Annotated in this window: 13 protein-coding genes and 1 other RNA gene; 5 read left to right on the top strand and 9 right to left on the bottom strand. The window is 60.6% G+C overall.

Annotated elements, in window-relative coordinates; all coding sequences use genetic code 11:
- Positions 1-75 precede the first annotated feature (75 nt).
- The 3 genes from HHL09_RS08625 to HHL09_RS08635 all read right to left on the bottom strand — a co-directional run bounded on the left by HHL09_RS08625 (position 76) and on the right by HHL09_RS08635 (position 2,893).
- The gene (locus tag HHL09_RS08625) at positions 76-1,230 is read right to left on the bottom strand and encodes an autotransporter outer membrane beta-barrel domain-containing protein (protein WP_169454159.1); all 1,155 of its coding nucleotides are present in this window, start codon (positions 1,228-1,230) and stop codon (positions 76-78) included.
- A gap of 91 nt (positions 1,231-1,321) precedes the next feature.
- Complete coding sequence (menB, locus tag HHL09_RS08630) at positions 1,322-2,137, bottom strand: 1,4-dihydroxy-2-naphthoyl-CoA synthase (RefSeq protein WP_169454160.1); 816 nt, start codon at positions 2,135-2,137, stop codon at positions 1,322-1,324.
- An 18-nt stretch (positions 2,138-2,155) separates the two neighbouring features.
- Positions 2,156-2,893 (bottom strand): alpha/beta fold hydrolase, encoded by a 738-nt coding sequence (locus HHL09_RS08635; protein WP_169454161.1) that lies wholly within the window; start codon positions 2,891-2,893, stop codon positions 2,156-2,158.
- Between the two features lie 109 nt (positions 2,894-3,002).
- On the opposite strand from HHL09_RS08635, the gene HHL09_RS08640 reads away from it, so the two are divergent.
- On the top strand, positions 3,003-3,380 hold the full coding sequence (locus HHL09_RS08640) for a DUF6726 family protein (RefSeq protein ID WP_169454162.1): 378 nt from the start codon (positions 3,003-3,005) through the stop codon (positions 3,378-3,380).
- Here HHL09_RS08640 and HHL09_RS08645 read toward each other — a convergent pair.
- Together HHL09_RS08645 and HHL09_RS08650 are read right to left on the bottom strand one after the other, a co-directional pair.
- Complete coding sequence (locus HHL09_RS08645; RefSeq protein WP_169454163.1) at positions 3,374-4,306, bottom strand: MBL fold metallo-hydrolase; 933 nt, start codon at positions 4,304-4,306, stop codon at positions 3,374-3,376. The two genes, HHL09_RS08640 and HHL09_RS08645, sit on opposite strands and share 7 nt — an antisense overlap.
- A gap of 52 nt (positions 4,307-4,358) precedes the next feature.
- Positions 4,359-5,918: a thiamine pyrophosphate-binding protein gene (locus HHL09_RS08650; protein WP_169454164.1), complete on the bottom strand. Its 1,560-nt coding sequence runs from the start codon at positions 5,916-5,918 to the stop codon at positions 4,359-4,361.
- Between the two features lie 136 nt (positions 5,919-6,054).
- On the opposite strand from HHL09_RS08650, the gene HHL09_RS08655 reads away from it, so the two are divergent.
- Positions 6,055-6,498, top strand: coding sequence for an NfeD family protein (locus HHL09_RS08655; RefSeq protein ID WP_169454165.1), 444 nt, complete (start codon positions 6,055-6,057; stop codon positions 6,496-6,498).
- A gap of 22 nt (positions 6,499-6,520) precedes the next feature.
- A complete protein-coding gene (locus tag HHL09_RS08660; RefSeq protein ID WP_169454166.1) occupies positions 6,521-7,522 on the top strand; it encodes an SPFH domain-containing protein in 1,002 nt (333 codons plus the stop codon).
- A 396-nt stretch (positions 7,523-7,918) separates the two neighbouring features.
- On the opposite strand, the gene rnpB is transcribed toward HHL09_RS08660, so the two are convergent.
- The 4 genes from rnpB to HHL09_RS08680 form a co-directional block, all read right to left on the bottom strand.
- Positions 7,919-8,305: RNase P RNA component class A (gene rnpB / locus HHL09_RS08665), an RNA gene on the bottom strand.
- 46 nt (positions 8,306-8,351) lie between these two features.
- Positions 8,352-9,911, bottom strand: a complete 1,560-nt coding sequence (locus tag HHL09_RS08670; RefSeq protein WP_169454167.1) for an acyltransferase family protein — start codon at positions 9,909-9,911, stop codon at positions 8,352-8,354.
- A 54-nt stretch (positions 9,912-9,965) separates the two neighbouring features.
- Positions 9,966-11,483 carry an AMP-binding protein gene (locus HHL09_RS08675; RefSeq protein WP_169454168.1) on the bottom strand — a complete coding sequence of 506 codons (1,518 nt, stop codon included), beginning with the start codon at positions 11,481-11,483 and terminating at the stop codon, positions 9,966-9,968.
- Positions 11,484-11,660: 177 nt separating this feature from the next.
- Positions 11,661-12,197, bottom strand: a complete 537-nt coding sequence (locus HHL09_RS08680; protein WP_169454169.1) for a DUF456 domain-containing protein — start codon at positions 12,195-12,197, stop codon at positions 11,661-11,663.
- A gap of 194 nt (positions 12,198-12,391) precedes the next feature.
- Between HHL09_RS08680 and HHL09_RS08685 the strand changes: the two genes are divergently transcribed.
- Entirely contained in the window at positions 12,392-13,102 is a 711-nt protein-coding gene (locus HHL09_RS08685; RefSeq protein WP_169454170.1) for a hypothetical protein, read from the top strand.
- An 18-nt stretch (positions 13,103-13,120) separates the two neighbouring features.
- The gene (locus HHL09_RS08690) at positions 13,121-13,900 is read left to right on the top strand and encodes a hypothetical protein (protein WP_169454171.1); all 780 of its coding nucleotides are present in this window, start codon (positions 13,121-13,123) and stop codon (positions 13,898-13,900) included.
- Positions 13,901-14,091 lie beyond the last annotated feature (191 nt).

Genomic DNA, 14,091 nt, shown 5'->3' on the forward strand with positions numbered 1-14,091 from the left:
CCGCGATGCCAAGCAAAGAAAAAACCCGCCCCGGCAATCACCGGGGCGGGCATGGGAAAAACGGAAGGGCCGTGCTTAGAACTCCTTCCCGACTTTCAGGGAGACATAGTGGCCTTCGACTTCGCTGCCGATGCGCCCCTCGTAATCGAGCACGGTATTCCAGCCACTATTGAAATAGTAACCGATTCCCGCGCCGAAGACGGCAAGGTCCTCATCGCGTTCCCCCAGGGAAATGCCCAGGATCTCGTTTCCGTCGTCCTCGAACTCATGCTCCCAAGCACCGCGGATCTGCGGGACAAGGATGCCTGCCGAAGTCTTGATCGGGAAGGACAGCTGGTAACCGAGCGTGCTTGCGAGCGACTCGACATCCTGCTCCGGGAAGGAGAGCCCGCCGGGCCCGATCTCGTTGTAGGAATCCACGGTGCCATCAATCCAGCGGAGACCGGCGTATGGACCATGGGTCACATTGCCGGACTGGAAGTTGAGACCGGTGTTGAACTCCACCTGATCGGTATCCGCATCCGGCGAACCGACAGCGAGCGTACCGCCATTGAAGCGCTGGATATCGAATTCATGGAAGCCATGCGAATACATGACATCCGCCCAGAAGTCGACGGAGCCGAAAGCGTCCGCGCGATAGTAGGAGATGTACGGCGTGACCGAGAAGGTATCGACGTCACTGCTACCGGCGAAGGTCATGTCGACATCGGTGGTCGAGCCACCCAAGGCGAGGCCGGCACTCCAGTTTTCATTGAAGTGGCGCTCGATTCCGACGTTGCCGCCGAAGATGTCGAGGTCCGTGTCCGGATGAATGAGAACTAGGCTGCCGGCAGGACCACCAACGATGCCGGGCAAGAATCCGACCTGGGAATCCTGCTCTTCCGTGTAGTAGTACAAGGAGCCGTAGACTTCCCAGCAGTTCAGGCTGGAAATGGTTCGGGTGGTAGTGATGCCACCCTTGCTACCAGCGGCAGGAGCGACTTCCTCGACCACCTGCTCGACCGGACGAAGTGCGGCGCGCATGCGGAAGAGACGATCACCCACGTCACGGGTCGTGATGCGGGCCGTGGACAAAGCGACATTCCCCGTGGCCGAGGCAACGAGGAGCGGCGACTGGAGATCCGGTGGTTCCGGTTCCGGAGTTTTGCCCGCGAGGGCGATGGAACTAAGCGATGCGAGTGCCACGATGGAGGCGGCACAGGACATTGGGAGGCGACTGTTGTATTTCATGGGTTAGATGAGCTTTTTACAGCTATCGATTAGATATCGAATTCTTTACGGGCATGCAAGCCCGCTGTCGCCCCCCTCCTGAAGGGCCGCCTCAAGGAACCCGCGGGAACTTCGAGAAGTCCGGCTTGCGACGCTCGATGAAGGCCTGTTTCCCCTCCTTCGCTTCCTCGCTCATGTAGTAGAGCAAGGTCGCATTTCCCGCCAGATCAAGCAGTCCCATCTGGCCATCGCAATCGGCATTCAGGGCGGACTTCAGGCAGCGCAGGGCGAGCGGCGAGTGAGCGAGCATCTCCCGGCACCACTTGAGCGTCTCATTCTCGAGTTCCGCAAGGGGTACCACGGTATTCACAAGACCCATATCTAGTGCCTGCTGGGCATCATACTGGCGGCAGAGATACCATATCTCGCGCGCCTTCTTCTGACCCACGATGCGGGCGAGATAACTCGAACCGAGACCACCATCGAAGGAGCCGACCTTCGGGCCGGTCTGGCCAAAACGGGCATTGTCCGCGGCGATCGTTAGATCGCACACGATGTGAAGCACGTGGCCGCCGCCAATGGCGTAGCCGGCCACCATCGCAACGACAGGCTTCGGCAAGCCGCGGATTTTCTTCTGAAGATCGAGCACATTGAGACGCGGCACCCCATCGGACCCGATGTAGCCTGCGTGACCGCGCACCTTCTGGTCGCCCCCGGAGCAGAAGGCATCCGGACCCTCGCCGGTCAGGATGATGACGCCGACCTCCGGATCCTCGTGCGCCATTTCAAAGGCGATGAGCAGTTCCTTCACCGTCAGCGGCCGGAAGGCATTCCGGACTTGGGGACGATTGATCGTGATCTTGGCGATCTGCCCTTCATCCGTAGTTTCATAACGGATGTCCTCGAATTCGCGAACGGTGGTCCACATGGCGGCGGGAGTGTCGGACTAGGACCCCAGCCGCTCAAGAAATTCCCCCAGCTTCTCCCGGAAAGCCGCCGGGCCGTCCCACGGCAGACGGTGTCCCGCCCCCGGCGCGACCCATAGTTCAGCATTCGGGATCAAGGGCGTGGCCCGCTCGGCGAGCGCCCGGAATTTCGGGTCCAACTCTCCCGCTTCCCAGAGGACGGGGCAGGAAATCTCCCCCAACCTGCTCCAAAGGGGCTGCTGCGCGCCGAGCGACCAATCGATAAAGCTCCGGGCTACCTCGCGGCGTCGGACGGACAGGCCGGCACGATCCGCCATCCCTCCTTCTCCGTCCGGACTCCGCTGGAGGACGGCCTGGTCCTCCCATTTCCGAAGAAACCCGGCCCACTTCCCGGAAAGGGCCAGACTAGCCCACTCCGCGTCCGAGGCGCGCCGGGCTGCCCGCTCTTCTTCCGACTCCAAGCCAGGGTGCGGGCCGATCAGCACCGCGGCATCCCAAGGTCCGCCCTCCAGCAGGGCATGAAGCGCCAGCCGGGCACCCATGGAATAGGCGACGAGCACCCGCTTCCCCGGGGTCTCCCGATTTCCGCTCTCCGCCTCGCGGTTCAAGGCGAGGCCGAACTCCGGCATCGTCATGGGGCAGCAGTCGAGGAAGCGCCAGAGATCCACGCGTTTCACGCTCCATCCCGGCACTGATAAGCCGCGCCAATCGGCCGCCATGCCGACTGCGCCGTGGAGACACCAGAGCGTTCCTTTCACTTCCTGCGGGTTCTAGCGGATGCAGACCGCGGGCTACGAAGGAAAATCGCGATTTTAGCGGCCTCGCGGATTCGCTGGCAGTCCGGAGCGGGGTCGCTAGGCTGCCGCCATGCTCGCTCGCCCTGCCCTAGGCCTGACCTTCGCACTCGCTCTCAGCTCCTGCGGGCTGGTGAAGGTGCCTTTCAAGGTAGCCGGGGCCGTGGTGGAAGGCACGGCCCACGTCGGAAAGAAGGCTTATGACGCTTCGGCGGACGCCTTTGGCGACACCGAGGAAGAAAAGAAGGCAAAGGCGAAAAAGAAGAAAGAGGAAGCCGCCAAGAAGCAGGCCGAAGAGAAGGATGCCCGGAAGAAAGAAGTGGATGCCCACGCAACGGCGACAAAGGAAGCTGCCGAAGCAACGACTCCGCCGGCTGAAGACTTCCTTCCTGATCTACCTGATCCGAACAAGCCGCTGCCGGACGATCCGGTGCCCTACCAGAATCAGTAGACTTCCCAAGACTGGCCGACAGATCCGGCCACGAAGGAATCGAGATCGATCCCGGCCTCCCCGAGAGCAGCACGAAGCTTGAGCGGAGGCTCGCCCATCGGCTCGTCCGTGAGGCGGAAGGTGCCCCAGTGCATCCCGATCGCCTTCTTGCAGCGGGTCTCTTGGAAAACCTTCACCGCTTGCTCCGGATCCATGTGGATCGAGCTCATGAACCAACGCGGCGCATAAGCCCCAATGGGAATCATGCCGAGGTCGATGGGCCCGAAGCGCTCTCCGATTTCTTCGAATGCAGGACAGTAACCGCTGTCTCCCGCGTGCCAAAGTTTCAGACCACCGGCATCTAACAGCCAACCGCACCAGTGTGCATGATTGCGGTCAAAAGGGGTGCGCGCCGTGAAGTGCTGCGCGGGAGTCGCTGTGACGGTAATGCCGGGAGCAAGTTCCGTGTCCTGGTACCAGGCAAGTTCGCGGACATTCTTGAAGCCCTTTTTGGCGAGCCAGCGCGCATGGCCTTCCGCAATGATCAAGGGTGTCTCCATGCCAAGCGCTCTCAGGGCATCCAGGTCCAGATGATCATAGTGGGAGTGACTCAACAACACGGCATGGATCTTCGGCAGATCCGACAAATAGCAGCCCGGAGGAACCAGGCGCCGCATCGACTTCATCGGAAGGGGCGCACAGTATTCGGAGAAAACGGGATCAATCAGCAGGTTCAGGCCCTGCCCTTGGATGAGAAAGGAAGAGTGCCCGAGCCATGTGACGCGGAAGCCTTGCTCCGGCTCCGGCTGTGGAAGCATCCGCTGGTAGGGTGCCGGTGTATCCGGGGCGGTAGAGGGTTCTTCCTGGGGGCCGCGCCCGAATTTCCATTTCAGGACGTCCAGAAAGCGCCCGTCGTCCTGGATCCAGGGGTTCGAGAAAATCGGCATGTCTGGCGCAAGCTAGCCGCCTTCCGCAGCGGCGCCACGGGAGAGTTGGGCATTAATGCGGGCTGTCCCATGCCTTCCAGAAAGCGGCGCTTTCCCCGGCATTCGGGAGGACTTCGACGAGCAGCGCTCCTTCACCCGGCTCCAGTTTGTCGAAGCCATTTTCATCCTGGATGCGGAGATAGCCCATGCTCCACATGGCGGCCCAGCCATCGAGCCGGACTTCGTGGGAATTCAGCATGAGGTCCTTGGCACGCTCGCTCATCGACTCAAGCCGTGGCAGTCGGGAGAAGATCTGACCGCCGCCATTATTGATCACGACGAAGACCCGGCCCTTGGTCTCGATCTGGCCGAGCCAAGCGGGTGCCGCAAGATCATAGAGTGCGGTGAGATCACCGACGAGGCACCAGGCGTCCTCCAGATCCGCGGTCCAGCCGAGCCAGGTCGAAAGCTGGCCATCGATGCCATTGGCACCACGGTTCGCGCGGACATCGGTGACGGGCTTGTCGTGCTGGGCAAAGAGATTCCACTCGCGGATCGGCAGGCTATTGCCGAGGTAGAGCGAGGAGCCGGTGGAGGCATAGGCAGAGAGGATGCGGAGCATGCCCGGCTCGCTTTCGGGATAGGCCTCCAAGAGGTTCTCGATTTCCGAGGCGCGGCGCGAAGTACGCCGGAAGTAGTCGAGAGCATCGCCCGCCTTCTCAACCTTGCCGAGCCCCTTCATGACTCGCCCCACAGGCGAGGTGATAGTTTTGCACTCGCGGGCCAGTCCCGGCAGGCCGGTGCGGGTGATATTGTAGACCTCGGTCTCGGGCAGATCTTCGAGATCCCGCCAGAAGCGGCCGCTCGGCACTCCGCCGATGCGCAATACCTTGCCCGGAGGATTCTGCCGCAGCATCCGATCGGGATCGGGAAGAGCCATCTCGACCAAGGCTTCGCGCAGTCCGCTGGTGGCCTCCACCGCCACGGGCACGCCGAGATCCAGGCAAAAGTGGAAGACGTGCTCCTGGTCCTCCGGCTCCAGATCACCGATCATCACGACAAGTCCGCGATAGAGATCCTCACGCAGCCAGCGGGACAGGTCGGCAACGGAAAAATTCGGCAAAGGGATGCGCTGCGACTTGTCTTCCGATGGCGGCGACCATTCGCCCGGCTGGAACTCTTCCTCCAATTCCACGTTCCAATGCCACGGGGAACGCTGGAGCCATTCGGCAATATCGCCGCTACCGGCATGCTCGCCAAAGATTCCGGGTTGGGAGATCGCCTGTGGCGCACCGGTGCCGCGGAAGCGCTCCGGCCGATCAGCCGTAAGGGCAAGAAGCGGGCGCCCTTGGTAGAAAGCTTCGATCATAGCGGGCAGCAGTTCGGCCACCGCGGTGCCGCTGGTGGTCACGACGGCACAAGGCTCGCCCGTGGCCATCGTCCGCCCGAGCGCGAAAAAGCCTGCGCTGCGTTCCTCGAAATGCCGCCAGACCCGTGCCACGCCCGCGGTCTCGGCCCGTGCCAGAATTTCCACCAGAGCCGCATTCCGCGCTCCCGCGCAGACGACGAATTCGCGGATGCCGTGGGAGAGGCAGGAGTCGATGATGGCGCAGGCCGATTGCCAAGTGGTCACGGGCGGAGCGTGGGGGAAGAATCGACAGCCGCCAAGGCGGCACTTCCCTTTATCCGCCCAGCCGGCCGCGGTAGAGCTTTCAACCCACTTTGTAATTCGACGATGCACGAAGCCGTGTTAGGACTTCCTTTGTCCTATGCCTCTCGACGCCGAAACTCTCTGGCTCCTCGCCGGGGTCCTCCTGATCCTCGTGGAATTCTTCATTCCGGGAGTGATCATCGTTTTCTTCGGCATCGGAGCCATTCTGACTTCCGTCACTACTTGGGCGGGCTGGACGCCGGGAGTTGGCTCTCAGGCGGCGGTTTTCGGGGTGAGCTCGGTGATCCTGCTTTTCGGTCTGCGCCGCTACGTGAAGAAATGGTTCGTGGGGCATTCCTCGAATGCGGGGATGACCGATGACGATTTTACCGGTCGCGAGGCCCGGGTGGTAACCGCCTTGCCCGGTCATGGCGGCGATGGGCAGGTGGAGATCAAGGGTGCCAATTGGAAGGCCCGTAGCGAGGCCGCGATTCCCGCCGGCTCCACCGTGATCATCGAGCGCCGCGAGGGACTGACTTTCCACGTCCGCCCGCGCCATTGAGCTTCATCCCGTACATCTTCCCATGAACATCCCGCTCCCTCACTCCGTGCTCGCTGCCACCAGCGGCAACTTCGGCACCATTCTCGTCATCTTCCTCGTCGTGCTCCTGGTAGTGGCGCTGATCAAGACGGCGCGCATCGTACCGCAGCGGCAGGCCTACATCGTCGAGCGGCTTGGCAAGTATCACAAGACACTGGAGGCAGGCTTTCACATCACGGTGCCTTTCATCGACCGGATCGCCTACAAGCACTCGCTGAAGGAAGTGGCGATGGATGTGCCACCGCAATTCTGTATCACGAAGGACAACATCGCGATCGAGATCGACGGCCTGCTCTACATGCAGGTGCTCGATCCGAAGCTGGCTTCCTACGGCATCGACAACTATTATTTCGCGGCCTCGCAGCTCGCACAGACGACGCTCCGCTCGGAGATCGGCAAGCTCGAGCTCGACAAGACCTTCGAGGAGCGTGACACGATCAACGCGGAGGTGATCGCCGCGCTCGACAAGGCCTCAGAGCCTTGGGGCCTGAAGATCACCCGCTACGAGATCGCGAACATCAAGCCGCCGCAATCCGTCTCCGACGCACTGGAAAAGCAGATGCGTGCCGAGCGTGAGCGCCGTGCCCAGATCGCCCTTTCCGAAGGTCAGCGCGAGGCGCAGATCAACGTGGCGGAAGGCCAGAAGCAAGAGGTCATCAAGCAGTCCGAGGCGAAGAAGCAGAGCCAGATCAACGAGGCCGAAGGCAAGGCTCGGGAGATCGAGCTGCTCGCGAACGCCACGGCCGAGGGGATCATCCGCATTGCTCAAGCCATCCAACAGGAAGGCGGCAAGGACGCCGTGAACCTGCGGATCGCGGAGCAGTATGTGACGCAGTTCGGCAACCTCGCCAAGCAGACAAACACGATGATCCTGCCGCAAAACCTGAGCGACATCGGCGGCACCGTGGCGGCGCTGGCGAAGATCCTTGATACGGCAAAGCAGAACCCTGCCAGCTCCATCATTCCTCCGCCGCTGGGCCGCTGAAACGAGACATAGTTTTCGAGCCTCCTCCACCGGAAGGCTACTGTTCCAGCGCATCGCGGATACGGGAATGGATTCAGAAATACATTCCCGGCCCGATCCGGAGGCTCATCCGCGATCTTGTTCTCATTCGCGACGGTCGTATCCCTTGGACCTATCGCGAGGAAAGGCCTGCGCCCCATCCGAAAGAGCCATGGGCGAAGCGCACGCGGAAGCGACAAAGACGAAAGATGGACCCCGAGGAGCCATGAGGATGAGGACCGCGCTCCCGGCGCGCCTTCCGCAACTGGGCAGGATCACCCCAGAGTTCATCAATTCCGAGCCAGAGCGATCTCCCGGGCCTAGCCCGATGGGTCCGGCCCCAACATTCTTCACATTCTTCCAGAACCGGAGAAAGAGGGCGGCCGCTCTCCTGTAAGCCAGATTCTGTCCCCCCTGCCTTTGCAGGGATGGGCGATCATTTCTCTCCCCGCTTGCGCGGGAGTCCGCTTGCACGGACTGCGACTAATACCCGGGGATTCGACGGGCGGGCACCCTTCCCCTGTTCTGTCTTGCACCACGCGAGGTTTGCCGTGCCGTGGCGGTTACCCGTCACGCGGTGGGCTCTTACCCCACCCTTTCACCCTTACCTGATCCCTTGCGGGCCATCGGCGGTATACTCTCTGCTGCACTGTCTGTCCGGCAGCCTTGACGCTGCCGTCCCCCTTTTTCAAGAGGCACGTTGCCCTGCGGTGTCCGGACTTTCCTCGACCTTGCAAGCAAGGCCGCGATCACCCGGAGAGCGGCGGGCGGAAGCTAAACGCGAAAGTTCGGGCTGAAAAGGGCCAAGTGATTACTTCCCGGCTTGCCGCTTCGGCAGCTTGCCCAGAAAGAGACAACGGAGGATTACGGAGCGCTCCACGGCCACGTAGATTCCCATGGTGATCCCGGCAGTAAAAAGCGTGACCAAGAGCGAAAGCATGAAGTCATCGTCGATCCCCACCCAATTGCGCAGCCATAAGGCATTCAGGTAGATCACCAGGTAGTGGAAGAGATAAACGCAGAAGGCAGATTCCGCGACGAAATGCATCGGAGCTCCCGCTTTTTTGATGAAGCGCTCGAAAAGGCCGAAGATCACGAGGCAGACCATCACGAAAAAATAGCCTTGTGCGGCGAGCATGAGCCCGGATGAGAATCTCGCGGGGGTGAGGCCGATTTCCGCCACGAAAGCCGGAAGACCGACATGAATCTCGCTCCACGTTTGAGCATGGGAAGGCAGCAAGTGCCCAAAGCGTGTAGCGATGGCGAGAATCACCCCGCTTGCCAGAAGATGCAGCCCATGGCCGGGCGAAAGCCGCATCGTTCCCTCGGTCCCCGAGCAGAAGCGCTTGAAGAAGGCAAAGAGCACCGGGACGAAAGCCACAGCCACATAGACTTCTGCGGAAAGAGCCGTGACTTCGGAGATCTTCTTGGCGAGGGAATGGGTTCCCGGCGTGAAGCCGGCCTGCCAAAGGCGCGCCGCCCAGAGAAGCAGCCCGGCAAGCGCCAACTGGAACCAATGGCAGTTGGTGAAGATCCTCAGGAGCCGCGGCGAACAATACATCGCCATGCCCAAGGCGAAGAAGGCGAAGTAATAGCCGACCATGCGCAGGGGATAATGGAAAGAGGGCGAGGTGAAGGGCTTGATCGCAGCCTCGTAGCCCAAGCGAGCCACGACGCAGAGGAAGACCGCGGCAGCCGCCGCCAGGGAAAGGATCATCCAATCAGGAAGACGGGAGGGCAGGGACCGCAGGGCTTTCTTGGTCCGATCCAGTGCATGGATGATGGGCGAGGAGAGCGAGGCCAAGCAGAGCAGCACGGCCAGGAACCAGATGTGCAAGTGCCAGTTCCAAGTGATCTTGGCGCGATCATCGAAGAACTGCCACGGAATCTTGCCGGTGAAAAATTCCCCGAGCGTCGGCGCCACCACCTTCAGCTCCGGCGTCAGTGCGGCAGCCTTGTCCACCTGATAGTGCAGGATCAGCCAGTTCGTGACCGGATTGAGAAGGAGGACCACCGTGAGCAGGGGAATGCCGGTCGCGATCACCCGCTTGCGCATGATCGTGGAGGCGCCGTAGCGCTTCACCAGCATGTAGGAGAGGAAGCCGGAGATCATGAAGAATGCCTCCATGCGCACGCAGTTCGAAATATCCGACACGAGGTGGAAGAACGCTGAGTGACTGATCACACAGGCATGCACGGGGATGCCCCAGAGGATCATCACACCCTTCATCGCATCCAGGTAGACGTAGCGCTCCTTGGGTTTGACCGCGGAGACAGGGATGACAGCAGCCTCTGCAAGGGGGCGCACGTCGGGAGCGGGGCTGATGACGGCGGAATCGCTGGCGACCAAGAGGTCGGGAGGGGTGCTCATCGAAAGGGGGAGGGGTGAACAGGAAGCGACGGGGAGTCGGGTGACGCAGGAAATTCAGACGGCTTGGGCCATGGGGTCTTCGCCCGGGAAGGAGACGATCTCCACGTCCCGGAGGTGGATCACTTCGTCCGGCGCAGCTGCGGGCGGGGCAAAGGCGAAGGAATGAAGCGCCCCGTAGTCCACCTTTCCGGTAGGCATCACGGGGATCTCATCGATCACGGAGAAGCTGCAGAGCCTCCTCGAAATGTGATAGGTGTTGCGGATGAATTCGATGGCTGCGTCTTCCACGCTGCAATCGGTCGAGATCACCCGGAGAGAGGAATCGGTGCCAACTACCACCACGCGTTTCTGGAGATGGGCGGCCAATTGGCGCTCTACATCATCCAGATTGATCCGCAGGCCCATCGGCTTGATGAAGCGCTTTTTGCGGCCCACAACATAGCAGAAGCCATTGTCGCCAAGGCGGGCCATGTCGCCGGTAAAGAGACGCCCGCCCAACTCATCGCCCTTCGAGAGATCCCCGCGGCTTTCCGCATAACCGAGCATTACGTTCGGACCACTGTAGACAAGTTCGCCGTCGATGATCTCGAACTTGCCTCCGGGAATCGGAACGCCGATCGAGCCCGCTCCTTCTTCTGCACGATGACTGGGCACGTAGGAAATTCGGGCGGTGGCTTCCGTCTGGCCGTACATGGTATAGTAGCGGATGCCCTTCCGCTTCGCGAGGCGGATGAAATGGTCCTGCAAGGCGAGATCGAGATAACCGCCCGCCTGGGTCATGGACCGCAGCGAGGGCAAATCCATCGATTCAAAGCCAATCTCATGGAGGATCTGATAGACGTAGGGAACTCCGGCAAGCGAGGTGGCTCCGTAGGTCCAGGCAAATTGCCAGAATTCCGGGCTGCGGATTTTTTTCGCAGTCTGGATCAGCGTCGCCCCGCGCAGCAGGTGACTGTTGATCACGGAGAGCCCATAGGAGTAGTGCATGGGCAGCGAGGTCACCGGCCTGTCGCGGGGCCCGATCTCCAGGTACTCCGCAATCGATCGCGCGTTCGCCTGAAGATTCGCATAAGACAGGCGCACCATCTTTGGATTGCCGGTGGATCCGGAGGTCGTGAGCATCAGCGCCAGATCCGGGGAGATGGAAACTTCCGATGCCTCACCTTCACGGCGATACATGCGGTATCCTTCAGAGCCAAAGCCGGAATCACCATATGCACCTTCCCCGATCTCGCGTAGCGACCAGATGAAATCCGGGTGATAGGCCGCCAACAACGGGGCTAACAGCGCCGGCTCCATGTCATGCGGCAAGAGGACCGCGGCATGTCCGATCTGAAGACAGGCAAGATACGCGGCCAAGGACGGCACGCTCTGGCTGCACATCACGAATACCAATGACTTCACGGGAGCCGTGAGAGCCTCCTTGATCGCATCGACTTCCTGCTGGAGAGAGGAATAGGAAAACCTACGGCCGTCGTCGGTGACGACGCAGGTTGAAGAGCGATGGTTCAGGTACCAGAAAGGCGCTGGCAGCTGGGGTGCGGCTTCCAAGCGGGGGAGATTGGAATACATTTTTCATCGGATTTATGGGGGGGACCGATGATTGCGCACGAAGACTCCGCAGAGGGAGGCCGAGATTGCAATGCAACTCCGTTTAAGTTTGGGGGGATTGGGAGGGGAGCGCCTGACGTGATATCGGATCTAGCGGGAATGTTCAAACTTTAAATCTCAAGCGTTTATAACCCGAGTTTATCCCACCCAGAAGCAATCGATGAAGAACCAGAGGATCATCACGATCCCGATCACCAGCTTCATCCCCATCCCTGCCACGGTCCCGACGACCGAGCCCACTCCTGAAACCGCCGCCGGCTTCAGCTCCTGCTTCGCGAAGCACTTCTCAAAAACGAACGCACCGATCAGAGGACCCGCAATGAGGCCTACGGGAAAGAAGAACATGCCCACGAGGCCACCTAACAGTGCACCCCAAGCGCCCCACTTCGTACCGCCGAACCATTTCGTCCCTGCTGCTCCAGCCGCAAATTCGAGTGCTTGGGAAAGGGCCATCAGGGCTGTCAGGATCACGAAAGACCACCACTCCATGCCTGAGCCTTCCCGGCCGAGCATCAACCGGTGAGCCACCGCCGCAAAAAGCAGGATCAGATGCCCTGGCAGGATGGGGATGATGCAGCCAATGAAGCCGGCAATCAAAAGACAGGAAGTGATGACCCACGCGGCGCCGGTTCCCACCGTTCCCCAGCCGCCCCAATGAGTGATCGTTTCCCACATGCCGGCGGGACACTAGGAGTGCCCCCGGCGGCTGTCGAGAGGGGCCCGCGGGATTTGCCGCCGCTCCGGGTGTTTCTTGACCCACGGCGGCGTTTCTGTCGCTTGGAACACCTTGCCAACCGCTCGTCGTACCGGGTATCTGGAGATTCGTGGCCCCGGAAAAATCGTGCAGCATCAGGAGGATCGTCCCCGCGATGATCCTATGCGCTGTCCTGCTTCCGCTCGGATTTTCCTTCTTCAGAGGTGAGCGTCCGAATGCGGATGTGACACAGCAACAGAAGCCAAAGCCAGTCAAACAAGAGCGGCTCAATGACGAAGCCAAGGAGCTTCAGGAGTCTATCGAGAGATCCAAACAGAGCGCGCTGGAACAACTGGAAGCTCTCACGAATGCGCCAAGTCCGCCCAGTTTCCGCCTGCTTGTCGGAGGAAGCTTGTCGCCCGACGCGGCGTTTCACACCAATCTTTCCGAGGAGGAAAAAGCCAAGGTGAATACCGTGGTAAGCCGCATGTGGGAGGAGGCCTCGGCGGAGCTTCGCCAAAGGGCGAGATACGATGCCGATTCCTCCGATCCGGCCGAGCGGAGATGGGTCTATCGGATTCGAGCCAGCCGCGACCGAGGTAACTCCCTTCGCGAGAATTTAACGCGCGATCTCACCGACATTGTAGGTGAAGAACGCCAGCAACTCCTCACATCGAAGCAGGATTGGGGCGACCCGCTGGGAAACTTCGGGCGCTACGATGTTCACTTGGAATACGACGAGAAAACGTCCACTTGGAAATGCGAGTACTTCAACCCGGACAACGGAAGGACCGCGTCATATGGCCAGCCTGATCAGCTGAACTTTGAAATCCAGTTTGGAACCGGCTTCCTCGAGGAAATGGAAAAGAAGCGAACCAAGGACTAACAAGGTCGATTCACCGACATGACGCCCCTGCGAAAAAAGTGGATCATCGTTTCTGTCCTGGCCACGGGGCTGATCATCATCACGATTTCCCTTCTCTTCCCGGGTGAAGCCCCGGAGTCCCGGCAAAAGGAGATGTCGTCTCCGGCTTCCGGAAAAATCCTGGAAGAAGCGCGGGAAGCAGATCTGCCGCATGCAGTGCTGCTGGAAGAAGTGTCCGCGTCCCCTGAAGACGACGACGAAACCATCGAAGACGGAATCTACGGACGGACCGACTACCTTTCACCCTCCTCGCCACCGCCTCTCCAGCTTTTCGCCAATGGCGGCCATGTTCCCACCGGCGCTGCCGAAGCGGCCGGACTAACCGAAACTGAGCTCGATCATGTCGAAAGGGCGACACGGGCGATGTGGAAGCAATTCGCGACCTTGTTCAACCAAGCGCTCGCGGTGGACAGGGAAGCGTCCTCGCCGGAGCTGATCACCCTGAAAGCGAAGGCCTTTCCCCAGGCTGCAAAGGCAGTGATCGCGGAGCTGGAAAAGCAAATCGACGCGGCCACAGATCCGGAAAAGGCCGGGATTCTCAAATCCATCGCCTATCTGCCCCCTTCTTTCGGCCAAGCGGGACGCCATCACGTCTTGATCGAGTATTCGCCGTCGAAAGGATCCTATTATTACGAGTATCGCGATCCCAAAACCGGAAAGACGATCCTATCGGGCACCTCGGGAATGGATCATTTTCACAGCCAATTCGGAGACCAGATCGATCTGGACCGGCTCGTGGAAAGCCTGCACGCTCCTTAGGCGGCAAAAGGGCAGCTCGATCACTTTTGGCCGGGATCAAACCCCGCTCACCCGGCTGTCCCCGAAAGAGGGGATTTCAAACGAAATCGGGCGGAATCCCCGCTGTCTTGGGAAATTCCGACACAGGGGGGGCTTGCTAAACCGATTGGGAAGATGCCGTATGAAGGCGGCACCCGGACCGGGGAAGAAAT

It is taken from the genome of Luteolibacter luteus (genome assembly GCF_012913485.1).
Lineage (GTDB): Bacteria > Verrucomicrobiota > Verrucomicrobiia > Verrucomicrobiales > Akkermansiaceae > Haloferula > Haloferula lutea.